Annotated in this window: 17 protein-coding genes; 11 read left to right on the top strand and 6 right to left on the bottom strand. The window is 35.6% G+C overall.

All coding sequences use genetic code 11. The annotated features are described in order from the left end of the window. Window positions 1-32: 32 nt before the first annotated feature. The 7 genes from pheS to serA all read left to right on the top strand — a co-directional run bounded on the left by pheS (window position 33) and on the right by serA (window position 9,344). Window positions 33-1,034: a phenylalanine--tRNA ligase subunit alpha gene (gene pheS / locus M0Q20_RS04215; protein WP_295058918.1), complete on the top strand. Its 1,002-nt coding sequence runs from the start codon at window positions 33-35 to the stop codon at window positions 1,032-1,034. Next, window positions 1,031-3,370, top strand: a complete 2,340-nt coding sequence (gene pheT, locus M0Q20_RS04210; protein WP_295058917.1) for a phenylalanine--tRNA ligase subunit beta — start codon at window positions 1,031-1,033, stop codon at window positions 3,368-3,370. The genes pheS and pheT overlap by 4 nt, the downstream gene beginning before the upstream one ends. Beyond that, entirely contained in the window at window positions 3,367-4,647 is a 1,281-nt protein-coding gene (gene aroA, locus M0Q20_RS04205) for a 3-phosphoshikimate 1-carboxyvinyltransferase (protein ID WP_295058916.1), read from the top strand. The genes pheT and aroA overlap by 4 nt, the downstream gene beginning before the upstream one ends. After that, window positions 4,648-5,487, top strand: coding sequence for a 4-hydroxy-3-methylbut-2-enyl diphosphate reductase (locus M0Q20_RS04200; protein ID WP_295058915.1), 840 nt, complete (start codon window positions 4,648-4,650; stop codon window positions 5,485-5,487). Window positions 5,488-5,614: 127 nt separating this feature from the next. After that, window positions 5,615-7,270, top strand: a complete 1,656-nt coding sequence (locus M0Q20_RS04195) for a 30S ribosomal protein S1 (protein WP_295058914.1) — start codon at window positions 5,615-5,617, stop codon at window positions 7,268-7,270. A 5-nt stretch (window positions 7,271-7,275) separates the two neighbouring features. Beyond that, complete coding sequence (locus M0Q20_RS04190) at window positions 7,276-7,755, top strand: hypothetical protein (protein ID WP_295058913.1); 480 nt, start codon at window positions 7,276-7,278, stop codon at window positions 7,753-7,755. Next, entirely contained in the window at window positions 7,755-9,344 is a 1,590-nt protein-coding gene (gene serA / locus M0Q20_RS04185; protein ID WP_295058912.1) for a phosphoglycerate dehydrogenase, read from the top strand. The genes M0Q20_RS04190 and serA overlap by 1 nt, the downstream gene beginning before the upstream one ends. A 60-nt stretch (window positions 9,345-9,404) precedes the next feature. Here serA and M0Q20_RS04180 read toward each other — a convergent pair whose 3' ends face one another. From M0Q20_RS04180 to M0Q20_RS04160, 5 genes are all read right to left on the bottom strand, one after another. Beyond that, window positions 9,405-11,093 (bottom strand): efflux RND transporter permease subunit, encoded by a 1,689-nt coding sequence (locus tag M0Q20_RS04180; RefSeq protein ID WP_295058911.1) that lies wholly within the window; start codon window positions 11,091-11,093, stop codon window positions 9,405-9,407. Next, window positions 11,086-12,675, bottom strand: a complete 1,590-nt coding sequence (locus M0Q20_RS04175) for an efflux RND transporter permease subunit (protein WP_295058910.1) — start codon at window positions 12,673-12,675, stop codon at window positions 11,086-11,088. Before M0Q20_RS04175 ends, M0Q20_RS04180 begins: the two co-directional genes overlap by 8 nt. 10 nt (window positions 12,676-12,685) lie before the next feature. Further along, window positions 12,686-13,474 (bottom strand): efflux RND transporter periplasmic adaptor subunit, encoded by a 789-nt coding sequence (locus M0Q20_RS04170; protein WP_295058909.1) that lies wholly within the window; start codon window positions 13,472-13,474, stop codon window positions 12,686-12,688. After that, a complete protein-coding gene (locus tag M0Q20_RS04165) occupies window positions 13,471-14,838 on the bottom strand; it encodes a TolC family protein (protein ID WP_295058908.1) in 1,368 nt (455 codons plus the stop codon). Before M0Q20_RS04165 ends, M0Q20_RS04170 begins: the two co-directional genes overlap by 4 nt. 91 nt (window positions 14,839-14,929) lie before the next feature. Then, window positions 14,930-15,613 (bottom strand): HD domain-containing phosphohydrolase, encoded by a 684-nt coding sequence (locus tag M0Q20_RS04160; protein WP_295058907.1) that lies wholly within the window; start codon window positions 15,611-15,613, stop codon window positions 14,930-14,932. A gap of 351 nt (window positions 15,614-15,964) precedes the next feature. On the opposite strand from M0Q20_RS04160, the gene M0Q20_RS04155 reads away from it, so the two are divergent. Genes M0Q20_RS04155 through M0Q20_RS04140 form a run of 4 tightly spaced genes read left to right on the top strand, consistent with a single transcriptional unit; the run spans window position 15,965 to window position 18,207 of the window. Further along, a complete protein-coding gene (locus tag M0Q20_RS04155) occupies window positions 15,965-16,285 on the top strand; it encodes a hypothetical protein (protein WP_295058906.1) in 321 nt (106 codons plus the stop codon). Beyond that, on the top strand, window positions 16,285-16,902 hold the full coding sequence (locus M0Q20_RS04150) for a type III pantothenate kinase (protein WP_295058905.1): 618 nt from the start codon (window positions 16,285-16,287) through the stop codon (window positions 16,900-16,902). The genes M0Q20_RS04155 and M0Q20_RS04150 overlap by 1 nt, the downstream gene beginning before the upstream one ends. Continuing rightward, window positions 16,896-17,519 carry an ATP phosphoribosyltransferase gene (gene hisG / locus M0Q20_RS04145; protein WP_295058904.1) on the top strand — a complete coding sequence of 208 codons (624 nt, stop codon included), beginning with the start codon at window positions 16,896-16,898 and terminating at the stop codon, window positions 17,517-17,519. Before M0Q20_RS04150 ends, hisG begins: the two co-directional genes overlap by 7 nt. 4 nt (window positions 17,520-17,523) lie before the next feature. Continuing rightward, window positions 17,524-18,207, top strand: coding sequence for a class I SAM-dependent methyltransferase (locus tag M0Q20_RS04140; protein WP_295058903.1), 684 nt, complete (start codon window positions 17,524-17,526; stop codon window positions 18,205-18,207). Here M0Q20_RS04140 and M0Q20_RS04135 read toward each other — a convergent pair whose 3' ends face one another. After that, window positions 18,208-19,326, bottom strand: coding sequence for a hybrid sensor histidine kinase/response regulator (locus M0Q20_RS04135; protein ID WP_295058902.1), 1,119 nt, complete (start codon window positions 19,324-19,326; stop codon window positions 18,208-18,210). Window positions 19,327-19,382: the final 56 nt, after the last annotated feature.

The raw sequence follows: 19,382 nt of genomic DNA, 5'->3' as shown, positions 1-19,382 counted from the left end.
AAAATTTAAGAGGGTATCTCCCTCTATTATGGATGAATCTATTGAAAGAGTGGTATGACGCAATAAAAGATGCAAGCAGTGTTGAGAGAATCGAAGAGATTCGCATTGCTGTGTTTGGGAAAAAAGGTGTTTTAGCTGTAGAGTTTGCCAAAATGAAAAGTGTACCTGATGAAGAGAAATCAAAAGTAGCACAGGAGTTAAACAGCCATAAAAGCGCACTTATGAATGAACTTGCACAGAGAAAAATAGTTCTTCAAACTTTAGAGCTAGAAGCAAATATGAGAGCAGAAGCTATAGATGTCTCCATGTACAGCTCAAGATCCGAGTCAGGTGCATTGCATCCTGTTATGGAGACTATGGATAGAATTGTAGAGTACTTCTCTTCAATGAATTTTGCAGTAAAAACAGGAACGATGGTTGAGGATGATTTTAATAATTTTGAAGCACTTAACCTCCCGAAATATCATCCTGCGCGCGACATGCAAGATACATTCTATTTTAAAGATGAGATGCTGCTTCGTACACATACATCGCCTGTTCAGATAAGAACGATGATGAGCACAAAGCCTCCAATTCGCATGATAGCGCCGGGCGCTGTTTTTAGAAGAGATTATGATATTACTCATACGCCGATGTTTCATCAAGTAGAAGGGCTTTTAGTCGATGAGGAAGGTAAAGTCTCTTTTGCAAATTTAAAATTTATTTTAGAAGATTTTTTAAAGTATATGTTTGGCGACGTTGATGTTCGTTTTCGTCCTAGCTTTTTTCCTTTTACAGAACCTTCGGCAGAAGTTGATATCTCATGTGTTTTTTGTAAAGGCAAAGGGTGTAGAGTATGCTCAAAAACAGGATGGCTTGAAGTGCTTGGATGTGGAATTGTAGATCCTAATGTCTTTGAAGCTGTAAAATATGAAAATGTCAGCGGATACGCCTTTGGTCTGGGAGTTGAGAGATTTGCAATGCTCATTCATCATATAGGTGACCTTCGTTCACTATTTGAGGGAGATATTAAGTTGTTGGAGCAGTTTCAATGATAGTAACTAGAAGTTGGTTGAACGAATGGGTAGATATTAACAATATACCTACTGAGGAGTTGTTAAAAACATTTAACTCTATCGGTCTTGAAGTAGATAGTATTAAAACCTATGAAATCCCAAAAAAAATAGTTTTTGGCAGAGTTTTAGAGTGTAAAAAACATCCTGATGCAGACAAGTTAAATATTTGTCAAGTCGATATAGGCACAAGCACTAGGCAAATTGTCTGTGGTGCAGCAAATGTCAGAGCAGGGCTTGATGTTGTTGTTGCAACAATTGGAGCTGTTATGCCTAGTGGACTTGCCATAAAACCTGTTAAGCTTCGTGGAGTTGAGTCTGAGGGTATGATTTGCTCGGCTAAAGAGATTGGTTTAGAAGATATAAATGATGGGATAATGGAGTTAGATAGCAGCATCGGAAGCTATATATTGGGCGAAGATGTATCTTGCAACCCTATTTTTTGTGATGACTTGATAGAGATAGAACTAACTGCTAATCGCGGCGACTGCTTAAGCATCCGTGGAGTAGCTAGAGATTTATGTGCTGCTTATGATAAACCCCTAAAAGAAGAGAAGCATGAGGAGAGCGATGATAAAAGAGTCGGAATAGGGAGACTTTTATCACTCTCACATGAGAACAACCTAAGCGTAAACCTCAAATATAAAGCAGTTGACTTAAAAAATTTGAAACTTCCATTTATTGTAAAGCTTAGATTGGCTCAGATTGAGAGCTCAAGAGAGAACGATATTGAATCGCTCATGCACTATGCGACTCATAGCAGCGGCGTCATATTAAGAGCTTATAATCATAAATTTTTCTGCACTAAAGATGAGATGTTAGCAAAGGTCTCGCTTGTTGAGGATAAGAACGGCTACGCATCTATAATGGCAAAAGATAAGAAAAAAGCATCTACTGTAGGTATAATTCAAGAAGATGCTTCAAAGGTAGTTGATGATGAGGGAGTCATATTTATTGAAGCTAGTTATATTCCACCTGACATTATCTCTAAGAGAATGCAAGAGTCTAAGATGGATTCCGGTCCTATGTACTATAGAACTTCAAGGGGAAGTGAGCCGGATTTAGATATCGGCTTATGTTACTGTATAAGTCTTTTAGAGTCAAATTCAACTTCATCTGTCTTTGGTGGTACAATCGAGCTTGGTAATTCACATGAAGATAAGATAATTAGTGTTAGTAAAAAAGAGATAGATAATATAATCGGTACAAATATAGATAAGATTAAAATAACAACAATACTTAAGAATCTTGGTTTTGATACTACTAAATCTTCAGCTAAGAGTGTTGTTGTTTTAGTTCCTAGATTTAGGCATGATATATCAAATAAACAAGATATAGTTGAAGAGATTGTTCGTCTTGTGGGGATTGACAATATCCCCTCAAAGCCCTTTAGTTTTACTGAGGATAATAGACTCAAAGATGACTATTTTGATTATAAAAAGAAGCGTGACTACAGGCATAAAGCGGCATTTAGCACTTTTTTTGAATCTGTTCACTTTGTCTTTGAGGAGAAGAAGGTTTTACAGAAGTATGGATTTGCAACAGTTGATGATAGTAAAGAGCTTATCAATCCAATCGTAAATACACTTGACACCTTAAGAACTACGCTTCTTTGCGGACTTCTAAGAGCAGCTTCTAACAATGCTAAAAACGGCTACTTATCTGTAAGACTTTTTGAGATTGGCTCTGTATTTAATAATAAACGAGAAGAGTCAATGAGGATGGCTATGATTTTCTCCGGAGATAGAGAGTCTCAAAAACTATCTAACGCGGGGAAACCTTTAAAGGTTGATTTTGATTTTTTTGTTCAGAGGGTTTCAAATATCATAGGTGAATTTGAGCTTCGTGAGCATAAAACTTCACATTCGCTCTCACACCCGTTTGTGTCTGCTGCTATACTAATCAAAGGCGAAGTTGTCGGAGAGCTGTTTCGTCTGCATCCGAATGTAGAAGATAGTTATGATTTAGACACTACATATATGTGTGAACTTGATTTTTCAAAACTTCCAGATATGCTAAAGAGTGCAAAAAATAGCTCAAAATATCAGGCATCATACAGAGATTTAAGTTTGATAATAGATAAAGATATGAGTTACGAAAAAATTAAAACTGTCATAGAAGATGCTAAGATAACTAACTTAATTCGTTTTTATCCTGTTGACAAATATAGCGATGAGTCTTTAGGTGAAAAAATGAGTTTATCTATTAGATTTGTGCTTCAGTCAATATCTAAAACACTCGAGGAAGAAGATATAAACAGTGTTATGGATAGCATATTAGGAGAGCTTAATTCTAAGTTGGGGGTAAGACTTCGATGAGTAGTGTAAAAATTTTAAAAGCGTCACCATTTTCACTCTCTATATCTGAGATTGCACCTGATAAGTCAATATCACATAGGGCTGCTATGTTTGCTATGCTTGCCGATGGAGTAAGCGAGATAACTAATTTTTTAAGAGCAGAAGATACCCTAAACACATTAAAAATAGTCAAAAATCTTGGAGCCGACATCTCTGATGATGGAGTAACTATTAGGATTAGTTCAAGCGGGATAAAAGAGAGTAGTGAGATATTGGATTGCGGTAACTCTGGGACTGGAATGAGGCTTTTTTGTGGGCTTTTAAGTTCAGCAGAGGGTCATTTTATTTTAAGTGGAGATGAGTATTTAAAACGCCGCCCTATGAAAAGAGTGACTGCTCCGCTTCGCAATATCGGTGCCAAACTTGATGGAAGAGATAACGGTGATTTAGCCCCTCTAAGTATAAGAGGGGCTTCGCTTGAGGCATTTGATTTTGATAGTAAAATAGCTTCAGCGCAAGTAAAGAGCGCCATGATACTAGCGGCTCTTAGAGCAGACGGCGAGTGTAGCTACAGTGAGCCTGAGCTTAGTCGTGACCATACTGAGAGAATGTTAAAGGGTATGGGTGCAGAGATAGAAGTTGAGGATTTGGTTACTAAAATTAAACCTATGAAAAAACTTCTCTCACCGCTTAAGATTAGAGTTCCTGCAGATCCCTCAAGTGCATTTTTCTTTGCGGTAGCAGCTGCAATTACTCCAGATTCAGATGTAGTGTTAGAGGGCGTTACTCTTAATCCTACTCGGATAGAGGCATTTAAAGCCCTAGAGAGAATGGGTGCAAATATTAGCTATGAAACTACAGATAACAAGTATGAGCCAATTGGCAATATTCATGTAAAGTATGCTCCGTTAAAAGCCATTACTGTTGAGGATAATATCTCTTGGCTAATTGATGAACTTCCGGCACTATCAATAGCTTTTGCATCTGCTGATGGTGTGAGTGTTGTTAAAAATGCCGAGGAGCTTAGGGTAAAGGAGAGTGACAGAATCTCTACGGTAGTAAACGGTTTGAGAGCTTGCGGTATTGAAGTTGATGAAGTAAAAGATGGATATAGCGTAAGAGGCGGAGATTTAAGAGAGGCTACTATAGATAGTCATGGAGATCATAGAATTGCAATGAGTTTTATAATAGCAGGTCTTAGATGCGGTATGCATGTGAGTGATTTAGAGTGTATAAATACATCATTTCCAAACTTCTTTGAGATAGTTAAAAAAATTACAAAAGTAGAGTTTTTATAGATGAAGATAGAGTTAGCAGAGAGTTACGGTTTTTGTTTTGGCGTAAAACGTGCTATTAAAATTGCAGAAGAGAATAAAAACTCATCAACATACGGACCGCTTATTCACAACTCCAAAGAGATCCAGAGGCTTGAAAAAGATTTTAAAGTCGGTCTTACCGATAATCATAAAAGTTTCTCTTCCGGCGATAAAGCAGTAATTCGTACACATGGAATACCTAAACATGAGCTAGCAGAGCTAAAAGCAAACAGCGTAAATGTTGTGGATGCAACATGCCCTTATGTGACTAAACCACAACAGATATGTCAAGAGATGAGTGAGCAGGGTTACGACATAATTATTTTTGGAGATGAAGCTCATCCGGAGATTAAAGGTGTAAAGAGTTATGCAACTTATGGTGCTACAGTTGTTACATGCTCAAAAGAGCTTGAAGGTTTAAAACTAAAAGATAAGATAGCTCTTGTTGCTCAGACAACAAGAAAAGTTGAAGAGTACTTGGAAGTTGCAAACTATCTTATACCGCGACATAAAGAGGTTAGAGTTTTTAATACAATCTGCAATGCGACGTTTGAAAATCAAGAAGCAGTAAGAAAAATCTCAAAAAAAGCTGATGTTATGATAGTAATCGGTGGGAAAAATTCATCAAACACTAAGCAGCTCTTTAGCATATCTCAAGATAATTGCAAAGATAGCTATCATATAGAAGATGAAAATGATTTGGATTTTTCATGGTTTGATGATAAAGAGTTTTGTGGAATAAGTGCAGGAGCATCTACGCCTGATTGGATTATACAAAATGTTGTTAATGCTATAGAAAAAAATCAAAAAATCAAAAAATAGTAAAAATTTTATCCACAATTATTACTGTTTTTTAGCTCTTAAGAGCTCTTTTTATATTTAATTTAATAAAAAAATTATCAATAATTGGGTACAATCACAAAATTTTTATGTAACAGAGGGATAGATAATGGCGTTCGATAACGAATCATTTGAAGAAGAAGAAAATTTCGCAGAGATGTTTGCTGCAAGTGAGAAGAAGCAAGAGACAAGTCGTATTGTAGAGGGTGAGATTGTTGAAATCCAAGCGGATGAGAATAGAGCATTAGTTGGTGTTGGCGATAAACTCGAAGGTATTCTTAGTTTAGATGAGATTAGCGAAAATGGCGAACTGAAGTTTAATGTTGGTGATAAAATCAAAGTAATGGTTACAGGATACTACAACGAGCGTCCTAAGATATCATATAAAAAAGCTTTAGAGCAACAAAAAACTATAGATTTTATTGATGAACATAAAGAGAACTTTGAAGATTTGGTTATTGAGGGTGTTATTACGAAGAAGAATCGTGGCGGCTATGTAGTAGAAGCAGATGGTGTATCTTTCTTTATGCCTCGTTCATTAGCTGCTTTTAAAGATTCAGATGAGGTAGTCGGTCGTAAAATAAAAGCACAAGTTGTTAAGATTGATGAGGAGCAAAACTCAATAGTTGTTTCTCGTCGTAAACTTTTTAATGATGAGCGCAAAAAGAAAAAAGAGATTATTGACAAGTTGATGGAGGATGACTCCATTATAGAGGGTACTATCAAAAAGATTACAAGCTACGGTATGTTCGTAGATGTAGGCGGAGTTGATGGTTTAGTCCATTATAATGAAATTAGCTACAAAGGTCCTGTAAACCCATCAAAACTATATAAAGAGGGTGATGCGGTAACCGTAAAAGCAATCTCTTACGATAAAGACAAAAGACACCTCTCCCTCTCTATTAAAGCAGTTCAGCCTGACCCTTGGGAAGAGGTTGAGAGTGAACTAGATGAAGGAGATACGATTACTGTTACTGTTTCAAATATTGAAGCGTACGGAGTATTTGTTGATTTAGGAAATGATATTGAAGGATTCTTGCATATATCTGAAATTTCATGGGATAAAAATGTTAAAAATCCTAACGATTACTTAACAGTTGGACAAGAGCTAGATGTTGAAGTTATAGAGATTAATCCTAAAACTCACAAGCTTCGTGTATCACTCAAGAAACTTCTTCCAAAGCCCTTTGATGAGTTTGTGAAAAAGTATAATGAGGGAGATATAGTAACAGGAACTATAACATCATTAACCGACTTCGGTGCATTTGTACGCATTGATAGCGTTGAGGGTCTTCTTCATAACCAAGATATCTCATGGGATAAAAATGTTAAATGTAAAGATATTTTAAAAACAGGTGATGAAATTGAAGTAAAAATTGCTAAAATAAATCCTGAAGATCAAAAAATATCACTCAACAGAAAAGCACTCTTAGAGAGCCCGATAGATGCATTTGCTAAAACTCATAAAACAAATAGCGTTGTAACCGGAACAGTACGTGATATTAAAGATTTTGGTGTTTTTGTATCTTTAGAAGATGGTGTTGATGCGCTTATCCGTGATGAAGATCTCTCTCCTTTGGATAAAAACGAGTTAGAGGTAGGTCAGGAGATTGAAGCGGCAATCGCAGTTATCGATACTCGCCGTGACCGTATCCGTTTATCTGTTAAGAAGCTTGATTACATAAAAAACAAAGCAATACTTGATGAAATTAACGATGATGAATCACACTCTCTAGGTGATTTGATAAAAGATAAATTTAAGTAAACATTGTGCAAAAAATTTTAAAATGGCTAACCTTACTCATTGCAGTAGGGGTAGCTGTTTTTGTTGTTTTTTTTCTTATTTCAATCAACTCTACTAAAACTTCTGTCAATTTAACTCCGCTTGAGCATAAAAGCGAAACAGTTGTAAAAGAGCCTAAAAATATCTGGCTAGATAGTTTTTCCAAAACAGAAAAATTAGGATATTTCTATCCTGTAAATGAAGTTTTAATTCAAGTTGATTTAAGTGAGAAAGTAGCAAGTAAAACTATATATAAACTCTCTGCACCTATATTTGATCCTTATCAGCTTTTCTGTTTAAAAGAGGAGTTGAAGCAGCATCAGCTAAAATATTATCTTAAAAAAGATAAAAATGGTGCAGAGTTGCTAATTTACTCAAAAGAGAGAAGCAAACTGGATTCTCTTGTAGAAGTTTTAAAAAATTACCAAATTTCAGCCACTGTTGGGCTATATAAAAAGGATACATAATGCAAAAATATACTGTAGTTGTTTGTGACCATATTCATGAAGCCGGCTTAGAGATGCTTAGAAGTGATGAAAAGATAAACTTCATAATGGCAGCTGATGAAGATAAGACAAAGCTTTTAGATATTATCGAAGATGCAGATGTAGCAATTACAAGAAGCTCTACTGATATTGATGAAAAATTTATAGCACATGCAAAGAACATGAAAGCAATTGTGCGCGCAGGTGTCGGTGTAGATAATGTAGATATTCAGGGGTGCTCTAAAGAGGGTATAATCGTTATGAATGTCCCTACTGCAAACACTATTGCAGCAGTTGAGTTAACTATGGCGCATATGCTCTCTTGTATGAGGATGTTTCCATATTCACATAATCATCTTAAGCAGGATAGAGTTTGGAAAAGAGAGAAGTGGTACGGATATGAGTTAAAAGGCAAGAAGTTAGGCGTTATAGGGTTTGGCAACATCGGGAGTCGCGTAGCAAAAAGAGCGAAGGCTTTTGAGATGGATATAGTTGCTTACGACCCATATATAAACCCATCTAAAGTTACCGACTATGATATGACTTATACAAAAAATCTTGAAGATATATTAGCATGTGATATTATTACTATTCATACTCCTAAAAACAAAGAGACTCTCAATATGATAAGTAGCGCAGAGATTGCAAAGATGAAAGACGGCGTAGTTTTGATAAACTGTGCAAGAGGCGGTCTTTACAACGAAGAAGCACTCTATGCCGGTCTAAAAAGCGGTAAAATTCGCTTTGCGGGTATTGATGTATTTTTGAAAGAGCCTGCGACTGAGCATCCTCTTCTTGATCTTGACAATGTTACGGTATCCCCGCATTTAGGTGCTAACACGTATGAATCTCAGTATAACATCGGTGTTCAAGCTGCAGCAAACGCAATTTCCGCAGCAAAAGGCATATCCTATCCGCATGCTATGAATTTGCCTATTGATGAGAGTGAAATTCCTCCGTTTGTAAAACCATTTTTAGAGATGGGGCAAAAAATTGGTTTTTTAGAATCACAGCTTAACAAATCACAAATAATATCTATAAAAGTAAGTGGACAGGGTGAAATCTCTAAATATGTTGAATCACTTGCTACATTTGTGGCTGTAGGTGCTATGAGCCAAATTAGTGATGATACGATTAACTACGTAAATGCAGATTTTATTGCTAAAGAAAAAGGTATTAAGATAGAGTCTGAAGCACTTCATGACTCATCTGTTTATAAAAATTTAATTACTATAAAACTTACCACGGCAGAGGGTGGGACTACAACTATAAGCGCTACTATTTTTGATGACAATGTATTTAGAATCGTCTCAATTGACGGTTTCGATATTGAAGTGGCACTAAAAGGAGATATGGTAGTTCTTAAAAACAGAGATGTTCCCGGTGTAATTGGAAACATAGGCTCTATTTTAGCAAAACATAGTGTAAATATTGCAGATTTTTCACTCGCTAGAAATGATAAAAAAGAGGCTCTTGCTGTTATTTTGGTAGATAGCATTGTTAATGATGTTACGTTAAAAGAGCTTTTAAATATTGATGCTTGTCTAAGTGTTCAATATGCTAGAATGTAGTATCTACACACTTTAAACTATTAGGCAGGGACAAAAAATCCCTGCAACTAAAAGAAATTCTCACTTCTCATCCAAACTAAAATGTCTATTTAAATCAGCCTTATAAAGAAGTATAGGAACAACGATAAGTGATGCAACTACTGCTGCTACCGTTCCAAATATAAGAGCAACACCAAGGCCTCCAAATACCGCATCTCCTGCTAAAAGAGTAGAAGCTAGTATAATTGCCGCGGCTGTAAGAAAAATCGGTTTTGCGCGAGTTGCTGTTGCATAAGCTATTGCCTCGGCTTTTTGCATGCCGCTATCTTTCATTAATGAGGCGGTAAAGTCAATTAAAAGAAGCGAGTTTCTTGAGCTTATCCCAATAAGCGCAATAAAGCCTATAAGTGAAGTAGCCGTAAGGAAGAATGTATCTGTGGTAAATATATCCATAATCCAATGCCCAATAATTACTCCGATTATTGATAAGAATGAGCCTAAAAGTATTATACCGCTTAGTGTATAGCTTTTGTAGTATATAACCATTAGTAAGAAAATAAGAACAAGAGCTGCTATAAATGCAGCGCCGAGTTCAACAAAAGTATCCAATGTCACTTCCATCTCTCCATCCCAAATTAATCTGTATATATCTCTAGACTCTTTATCTGTAAGCTTTAGGTTAAAGAGACCTGTTTTTTCAATATCATATCTGTCGCTAAATTTCTCTAATATTTCAGCTCTTGCTTGAATAAGTGGATAGACCTGCGATACCATATCCGTCTCAGCCATGACGTTTGTAAACTGATGCAAGTTTTTACTCATAATCATAGGATTTGATTTTTTGGGTACTATAGTTACCAGTTCTGTTATGGGAGTCATCATGCCCATCTGATTCATCAGCTTTAGGGATGATAGTTTTGCTTTTATGGCATTAATATCTTTTGATGAGAACTTCTTTGATTCAGCACTAAGAGAGAGGTATATAGGAATCTGATCATTAATAACGTCTGAGTTTTTAACTGCAATCTGCATACCTTCAAAGGCAAGGTAGAGTACATCGTTTAACTGCTTTATATCAATTCCGGAGAGTGCTGCTTTTGTGCTATCTACTTCTATCTCAAACGTATCATAAATTTCATCTTGCATAATCTCTATATCAACTAGCCCCTCTGTACCTTTAAATACATCTGCAACTCTGTTTGAGAGTTCTCTTATTCCATCAGCATTCTCTCCATATACCTCCGCAACAATAGCTGCTAAAACAGGAGGACCTGCGGGCGGTTCTACGAATGTTATTGTTGTTTTATCATAAAGTTTAGTACAGCTTGTTTGGATTGCAGGTCTGATTCTTTGAACCATAAAGTATGATGGCTCATCTCTGTGATGTTTTGGAGAAATATTTACTACAATCTCTGCAACGTTCTCGCTATTTTTAAAATGTGAGCCTTTTATAAGTCCTGCAAAATCAAGAGGAGCGCCCATTCCTAAAAATATCTCAAAATCTTCAACCTCCCTCTCTTGTTTTATAAAGTTTGCAACACACTCTGTAACCTCTTTTGTTTGTTCAATTGAGCTTCCTTCTGCAAGAGTCGTGTAGATAGTAAAAGTATCGTTATTTTTTCCGGGAAGCATCTTTGCTAAAACAATTTCACCGGGTGCTATCATAAGTACCGATAGAACAAAGGTAATAAATGTTGCAATTAGTATTAAATTTCTCTTAATAGGAGACTGAATACCGTTAAATACGGCATCTTGTAATTTTTTAAACATCTTCGCTCTCCTTAGAGTGAAATTTCGGCTTTTTAAGCATTCTAACTGCAAGATATGGCGTAAATATATATGCAACAAACAGAGATGCTATTAGAGCAACGGGAACATTTGCGGGAATTGGTTTCATAAACTGCCCCATCATCTGTCCGACAAAAGCCATTGGTATCATAGTCATAATAATTGCCAATGTTGCTATATTTGTCGGTGGTCCAATCTCATCTGTTGCTTCAATCATTATGTCATCAACACTTTTATTTGCAGACTCTTTTGAGTGGTAGTGCCTATGGATATTTTCAATTACGATAATAGCAGCGTCGACCAAAAGCCCCAAAGAGAGTAAGAAGGCAAAAAGAGTAATACGGTTTATGGTTTGTCCTGTCAGATAGGCTACAAAAAGCGTAATTGCCAAAATCGCAGGTACTGTAAAAGTGACAATTAGTGACTCTCTCCACCCAAGTACTAAGACAAGTAAAATAGCGATGATGACAATAGATAAAACAAGGTGGTAAACAAGTTCATTTACTGCTTCATTTGCTCTTTGTCCGTCATTTCTGGTAATTACGTACCCGATGTTGTTTTTGGTAAAGTAGTCTCTGCTGGCTTCAAGTTCACTCTTTACGGCATCTGCAATTACAACCGCATTTGTCCCTTGCAGTTTTGAGACACTGAGCGTTACCTGATTTTCAAGAGGCGAGAAATTTCCGCTCTCATCTTTTTTGCTAATTGAGGCAGATTTAAAGTTTTGTATATCGTATGAAGCGGTAACTTTTGCAATTTCTCTAAGATATATCGGGGAGTTCATATATTTGGCAATTATGATATTACCAATATCTTCTGCGCTCTCAATTGCATTTTTAACGCTAAGCATAATTATCTCATTATCTTTTGTTCTATTTTTAACTGCCGGAACACTGTAAGAGAGTGATTGTACGCCTTGAACAATTTGACCCATGGAGATGTTGTATCCGGAGAGTTTGTTTAGGTCCACTTCAATATTAAATTGATGCTTATTACCTCCTTTTATCTCAGTAACTGCAACGTTTTGAAGTCCATTAATGCGGTGCTGAATCTCTTTTACTCTCTCATAAAGTTCTGTCTTGCTCATGCTCTTCTCTTTTGAGTAAAAAGCAACAGAGACAACAGGAATATCAATATCGATATCTAAAGGCTTAATGATTGGAACCATGGCTCCTTCTGGAAACATATCTGCATTTTGCATTATTTTGTCATATATCTTAAGGTTTGAGTCCTCTTTTTTTTCTCCAATATAAAATGCGGCATTTACGATTCCGACATTGTCCATAGCCATTGATGAGATATTCTCAACTCCCTTGACCTCTTTTAGTTTTCTCTCCAACGGCTTTACTATTACTTTTTGTATCTCTGCAGCATTTGCACCGGGGAGGGCAACTATAACAGTTGAGCCACTTACTACCATCTGGGGATTCTCTTCCCGCGGCATAATATTTAGTGCTAGGTACCCTATGGCTAGCAGAAAAACACCAAGAACGATAGTTAGTGGATTTCTTAAAAATCCAGATGCCAATCGTCCTGCAATATCTGTTGGTTTATAACTGTTCATAATAAAATTCCTACTCAATAACTACTGTGGCGTACATGCCCGGGTATATTGATTTGTATATATTTTTAAATGATATTTTTATCTTAAAAGAGTGTGTCATAGGATTTGAGTTTGGTATTATGGCACTTATAGTCCCTATGGCCTGTATGCCTCTTGATGGGATATTTACCACTACTTTTTTGCCCTCTTTAATTAGCTCAAGGTTACCTTCACTTATCTCTGCAGAAATTTTTAGGTTTGTAAGATCTGAGAGTTCAAGTGCTGGCATTCCCGGCATTGCCATCTCTCCTACTTCAATGTTTTTGCTAACAATAACTCCGTCATTTGGCGCTGTAATATTCAAGTAGCGGTACTGGTTTTTTACCTCTTCAAGTTGTGCTTGCGCTTGAGCTACCTGCTTTTTTGCTATAGTAATCATATTCGCTAGATTATTTTCGGCAAGTGCCAAATTTTCAACCTCAAATTTTGAGACCATATCTTTTTCTAAAAGTCTCTTGTGCCTCTCAAGATTTAGCTTGACGTTGGTGTATTGATTTTGATACATCTGAAGTGAGAGTTGTGCCTGAGAAATTCCAAGCTCAACTTGTATAAGAGCTGAGTCTATCTCTTTTGAATCGATTGTATAAAGCAGGTCACCCTTTTTTACTTCATCGCCCTCTGATACTTTCACATCTGTAACAAAGCCCATAAAACGGCTTGTAATCATCTTTTTATTATCACTTATAACTGTGCCTGAGAGTGTAATACCCTCTGCAATAAGCGATACTGCAAGGGTTAAAAGTATTAACAGTTTTTTCATCTATTTTCTCCGTTTGCTAATTTTTCTAGTGCGAAAACTCTCTCATTTCGCTTATTCATTGTCTGTTGCAGCTGCAAAATCTTCTCTATCTGCTCTGATTGTTTAATTATAACGTCACTCATGGAAGAGAGTTTCTCTCTGTATCTTGCCTCATAGTTTTTGTATATTTCATCCGCTAAAACCAGCTCTTTTTTAAGCGACTCTATATCGTTGTTATAACTCTGTATCTCTGTTCTTATCTTTTGTGTCTGAAGTTCAATACCGCTGTTAGCAAGTGCTACTTCTGTTTTTGTCTTTAGAAAGTCTAGTCTTGATTTTTCTACATTAGCACTATCGGCACCGCCGTTGAATATACTCCATGTTAGCCTTGCTCCAACGGTATATGATTTATGATCAGACGCATCGCCTAAAAAGGTATCATCAGCAGTTGCAACTTCTGCAAAAGCGCCTACCATAGGATAGTATGATGATTTTGATACACCAATCATGCTCTCTTTTATCGCAAGTCCGGTATTTGCTTTTTGAATATCAAGATTGTTGTTTATTATATCGCTGTTTGAGATAGAGGGTGTCTTTATCTCTAGCGGCGGAGTTTTGATAGATGTTACTTTTTGATTTAGTAAAAAACTTATATAGTGATAAAGAAGCTCTTTATTTGACTCCATCTGCGATATAAGTCTCTCAACATTGCCTTTTTTTGCCTTAACTTCAAGCAGGTCAACCTTTTTTGCATAACCGACTTCAATCATCTCATATGTCATCTCTTCAAGCGTGTTTATATTTTTTAAAATAACGTTTAAGTTCTTCATTGACTCTTCAAGCAGCGCCATGTCATAGAAACTTTTTCTTGTCTCGTATATCTTCTCATTTACTATTTGTGATTTTTCAAGTTTTTTGATTTTTGTAACTGATTTCATAATATCTTCATAACTTGAAATTTTAAAGCCCGTAAAGAGAGGAAGTTCATACTTTAACTTGCTTTGAAAGTAGTTTCTTGAGCCGGGGTAGTTTAAATCACGCGGTTGAACCTTAAGTATATCGGTAGTTCCTGCAGGAGGATTTAAAAAATCAGAAAATCCAAAATCTCCAAAATCTGCCTCTCGTGAGCTTAGCTTAAATCCAAATACATTTCCGGCATCATCACTTCTTACAAAATCCTGAATAAATTCAAGTTTTCCATAGTGACTAGCAGAAGTACTCTTTGCATCTTCAACAGCACTCTGTATATCAAACTCTGCAGCTTTAATCTCTAAGTTTTGAGATTTTAGTATATCAATAGCGTTATCGAGAGTTATGGACTCTGAAGCATTTAATAAAAAGCTCTTTAGTAGTAAAAAAGAGATAATAGTGAATAATTTTTTCATAACTATCCTTGAATATGTTTAAATTAAGAAGAGATTATAACATATATTTTTTTTGATTATAATAAAATTTAAAATTTAACAAAAAACTTACTCAAAGTAGCTTAAGAGCTATATGAAGATATCTTTGGTTAAATCTATTTACCATGTCTGCATCACGCATCATCATTTTAAGCGCGTCAAACGATGAGTAATGTTTTCTGTATGGTCTGTTATTTGTCAGAGCATCAAACACGTCACAAATTGCTAAAATAGATGCAAAATCGCTAATATCATCCTCTGTCAAACTGTTTGGATAGCCTTTACCGTCATAACGTTCATGATGGTGCATAACTGCATTAATTATGTATGGGTCATAAATTTTGTTTTGTTTTAATATATCAACGCTATATTGAGCATGTTTTTGAACAATTTTAGTCTCTTGAGGTGTTAGCTCACTCTCTTTGTTTATAATCTTTTTGTCTATATTTTTTATGCCGATATCATGTAAAAGAGCTGCTGAACCTAGCTTTATAAGTTCTGTTTTATCAAATCTAAGCGTATAGCCAAGAGTAAGTGCGTAGATAGCAACATGAAGAGAGTGATTTTTGAGTTTATAGTCGTTTGGCATGTAGGGCATAGTATTTTTTATAAATATCTTGTCATGCTCTAAAAGATAGATAATAGATTCCACTATGAGTTCTACGCATTTTAGGTTTATTTTGTTCTCTTTATTGGCTAAAAAAATATCAAATAGTTGGCTATTTACCTCATATAGTATTTGAAGTCTTTTCTGCATATTGTCTCTGTTGTATTTTATATAATATTTTAGCGTCTCACAAGAGAGTATCTGTCTATCTTCATCTTTTTTATTTATATATAAATTTTCCTGTTTTTTTAATTTGGTGTAGAGGTTTTGCGTAAGAGTTGTTCCCGCTTCTATAATAATTATATAATCGTGATTTTTTTTTTATAAAAATATCAAAGAGTGTAACGCTTCCTATCGTTAATGAGTCAATATTAAGTAAGATAAATGATTTTGCATAATTTAGCTTAGTTTTTATAATTTTCATATCCGCATTATAGCAAGATTATCTATAGCTAAAGCATTCTTTTGATAGAATATCTTTTTTAAATAAAGGTTTAATTTATGCAAAATATAGTTGACTCCCTTAGAAAAAAAGGCAAAATTTATAAAAAAATGCAAGAGATTATGCCAAGGGAATTAGGCATAAGAAATAGGATAAAAATATTTAAAGCAACTGATATCAGTGGATATTTTTGGGCAATTTTTGCGGTAAGTCAAAAGAGTAAACTACTTATGAAAGATGTTCGTAAGTTTGAGGAGATTTATACAAAACTCACTCTTTTTTATGGGCACAACTTTAAACATAAAATTATCTTTATAGATGCACCGCTTTGCTCAAAGGCAAAAGAGGCTTTTGCCGGGCAGGGCTGGAAGATTCAATAATGCTTCTTTGCGACATAGGAAATAGTAATTACCATTTTTTAAAAAAAGATGAGATTTTTAAAAAAGATGCAAAGTTCTTTAACCCCTCTACGGTAGAAGAAGATGTTTACTATATATGTGTAAATCAGCATGTAAAAGAGCTTTTAAAACCTCTAAAAAACTGGATTGATTTATCGCAGTACATAGATATTAAAAAGTATTATGAAACTATGGGGATTGACAGAATAATGGCGTGTGAAGCGATTAGGGATGGTGTTATAGTCGACGCTGGAAGCGCGGTTACCGTTGATATCGTAAAAGAGGGCAGGTTTGAGGGTGGTTTTATCTATCCGGGAGTCAGAGCTATGGGCGAGTGTTATAAAAATATATCAGATGCGCTTGGCTACTCATTTAACTTTGAGCTTGATTTAGATAAAATGCCGAAAAATTCTCGCGATGCTATAAGTTACGGATATATAAAACTACTGCACAGCGAAGTAAAATCGCATAAGATGGATATATATTTAACAGGCGGAGACGCTGCTTGGTTTGCAAAAATATTTCCAACTTCACATGTAGATGAGAGACTTCTCTTTAAGGGGATGAAAAATATTATGAAAAAGGCCGACATATGCTAACAGTTGCACTTCCAAAAGGACGAATAGCACAAGAGACATTAGAGATTTTTGAGACTATTTTTGGAGATAGCTTCGTTTTTGATGATAGAAAGCTGATTTTAGAGACTCCAAAATTTCGTTTTTTACTGGTAAGAAACCAAGATGTTGCAACTTATGTTTTTCATCAGGCGGCTGATATTGGAGTTGTTGGACTTGATACGCTTGAGGAGCAGGGGCTCGATGTTATTCGCCTTTTAGATTTAAAGCGTGGAATCTGTAAAGTCTCCATAGGAATGAAAAAGGGTGAGAAGTTTAATCTAGACAAGCCAGAGATAAAAGTTGCTTCAAAGATGGTAAACATTACAAAACGCTATTTTGAAGAGCGTGCAGTCTCTGTTGACATCATAAAACTCTACGGCTCAATAGAGCTAGCCCCACTTATAGGACTAGCCGATATGATAGTTGATGTTGTAGAGACGGGTGCGACCATGAAGCAAAACGGCTTAGAAGTCGTAGAAGATATCATGACGTCTTCAACATACTTAATAGCAAACAAAAATAGTTATATCGCAAAAAAAGATGAAGTCTTAGATATATATAAAAAGATAAATGCCATAATTCAAGCAGAGCAAAAGTAGTAATATGACAAATCTTGATTTATACGCAAAGGCTGAACATCTGCTAGGCATTGAAGAGGCTACGGAGGCTCTTTATGACCTCTACCGCTCAGAACTTGATGAGTATAATATAAAAACGCTTCTAGATGTAGGGTGTGGACGCGGCGGATTTATGCAGCGCATGATAAGTGACGGGGTAGCCTGCAAGGGGATTGATCTTAGCTCGGTTATGGTTGATGAGTGCAAAGCCAAAGGTTTGGCAGCAAAATGCATTGATATAGCGCAAGAAGATGGAAAATATGATGCTGTCGTAGCGATATTTGATGTCCTTAATTTTTTGGATAATGATGAGCTACTGAAGTTTTTAGATGCAGCAGCGCAGAGATTAAATGATGATGGAGTCTTTATTGCAGATATAAACACCCTGTATGGCTTTAGCGATGTAGCAGAAGGCACGATGAGCAGCGAAGATGAGAGAGAGTTTTTAGTTGTTGACGCAATTTTTGAGGATGAGAAACTTTATACAAAGTTTACTCTATTTGAAAAAAACGATGACTCAAAATATACAAAATATCAAGATACGATAATTCAATATTTCCACAAAGTAAGACTCTTTGAGAAACTGCCTACTTTAAAGCTAATAGAAAAACAGCCATTCTCTCTTTATGACACAAAAGACAAGACCCTTCTTATCTTTAAAAAGAGATAACTAATCTATCCATGTTAGAAACTCTATAGTAAAGACGGCTCCATCTTCTGAGTTTGTTGCCGTTATTACCCCACTGTTTTTCTCAACTAAAACTTTTGCCAGATAGAGACCTACGCCTAAGCTGTTGTTTGCGTTTAGTGTTGGCAAAAATATGTTCTCCAACGACTCATCATGTATGCCGCCGCCGTTATCTCTAATTGTTATTTTTTTATTATCAATCTCTATTCGTATCTCAGGGCTAAAGCTCTCTCTTTGTTTAAATATCTCCCTTGAGTTGTTTAGGATTGAGAAAATTACTTGAGAGAACTCATTTGCATTGCCAAATATAGGCTCTTTTTCATGTGAGATTATATATATCTTTATATTGTCAAAATAAAATGTTCCCTCAATTATGGTCAATATATCAATTACAGACTCGGTAATTAAAAACTCTTTATTGTCGGTTGAGGGCTTATAAAATTTTTTAAACGTCTCGATGGTCTCTTCCATAAACATAATAATATCTTCTGAACGCTTTATTGATTTTAGATAATCACTTTGGCTAACACTTGAGTTTGATTCAAACTTTTCTCTGTTTAAGTTGTTTATTGAGCTTAGAGATATCAAAGGTTGCTTCCATTGATGTGTTATATGCATAAGAAGTTCACCCAAAGCAGCCTGTTTTGATTGTTGAAAAATCATCTGCTCTTTTACTCTATTTTTTTGAATCTCATCTTTTACTCTAGTTTCTAAATCTTTCTCGTAGGCTCTTAGTTTTAGGTGAGTTGTTACGCGTGATAAGAGTTCATTTGGATTAAACGGGTTTGCTATATAGTCTACTCCACCCGCTTCAAAAGCCTTTTGTATGTCAGATTCTTTGTTTTTAGTACTTAAAAATATAACGGGAATATGCACTGTTTTTGGATTCTCTTTTAAGCGTCTGCAAATTTCAAATCCATCCATTTTGGGCATCATAGTATTAAGAAGTATCAGATCAATATCTTCTTCTTTTGTTGCAATATCAATGGCTGTTTCTCCATTTGTGACCGGTACTAAGTTATACTCTTGGAGAAGCTGCATTAAAACATCAATGCTCTTTTTGCTATCATCGACTATTAGGATTGATTGTTTATCGTGCATTTAGTATCTCCCTAGCTTTGCTCAATTTATATTTTTTATCTCTTGATTATTTTACA

Origin of the sequence: Sulfurimonas sp. (assembly GCF_023229025.1) — a bacterium.
In the GTDB taxonomy this organism is placed as follows: domain Bacteria; phylum Campylobacterota; class Campylobacteria; order Campylobacterales; family Sulfurimonadaceae; genus Sulfurimonas.
Note: the sequence above shows the minus strand (reverse complement) of the source record. Positions and strands in the feature narration are given on the sequence as shown.

Bases quoted from the DNA above. Each gene is read 5' to 3' on its own strand.
- pheS (WP_295058918.1), top strand. From the start codon at position 33: ATGAATCTATTGAAAGAGTGGTATGACGCAATAAAAGATGCAAGCAGT.
- pheT (WP_295058917.1), top strand. From the start codon at position 1,031: ATGATAGTAACTAGAAGTTGGTTGAACGAATGGGTAGATATTAACAAT.
- aroA (WP_295058916.1), top strand. From the start codon at position 3,367: ATGAGTAGTGTAAAAATTTTAAAAGCGTCACCATTTTCACTCTCTATA.
- M0Q20_RS04200 (WP_295058915.1), top strand. From the start codon at position 4,648: ATGAAGATAGAGTTAGCAGAGAGTTACGGTTTTTGTTTTGGCGTAAAA.
- M0Q20_RS04195 (WP_295058914.1), top strand. From the start codon at position 5,615: ATGGCGTTCGATAACGAATCATTTGAAGAAGAAGAAAATTTCGCAGAG.
- serA (WP_295058912.1), top strand. From the start codon at position 7,755: ATGCAAAAATATACTGTAGTTGTTTGTGACCATATTCATGAAGCCGGC.
- M0Q20_RS04180 (WP_295058911.1), bottom strand. From the start codon at position 11,093: ATGTTTAAAAAATTACAAGATGCCGTATTTAACGGTATTCAGTCTCCT.
- M0Q20_RS04175 (WP_295058910.1), bottom strand. From the start codon at position 12,675: ATGAACAGTTATAAACCAACAGATATTGCAGGACGATTGGCATCTGGA.
- M0Q20_RS04170 (WP_295058909.1), bottom strand. From the start codon at position 13,474: ATGAAAAAACTGTTAATACTTTTAACCCTTGCAGTATCGCTTATTGCA.
- M0Q20_RS04165 (WP_295058908.1), bottom strand. From the start codon at position 14,838: ATGAAAAAATTATTCACTATTATCTCTTTTTTACTACTAAAGAGCTTT.
- M0Q20_RS04160 (WP_295058907.1), bottom strand. From the start codon at position 15,613: ATGCAGAAAAGACTTCAAATACTATATGAGGTAAATAGCCAACTATTT.
- M0Q20_RS04155 (WP_295058906.1), top strand. From the start codon at position 15,965: ATGCAAAATATAGTTGACTCCCTTAGAAAAAAAGGCAAAATTTATAAA.
- M0Q20_RS04150 (WP_295058905.1), top strand. From the start codon at position 16,285: ATGCTTCTTTGCGACATAGGAAATAGTAATTACCATTTTTTAAAAAAA.
- hisG (WP_295058904.1), top strand. From the start codon at position 16,896: ATGCTAACAGTTGCACTTCCAAAAGGACGAATAGCACAAGAGACATTA.
- M0Q20_RS04140 (WP_295058903.1), top strand. From the start codon at position 17,524: ATGACAAATCTTGATTTATACGCAAAGGCTGAACATCTGCTAGGCATT.
- M0Q20_RS04135 (WP_295058902.1), bottom strand. From the start codon at position 19,326: ATGCACGATAAACAATCAATCCTAATAGTCGATGATAGCAAAAAGAGC.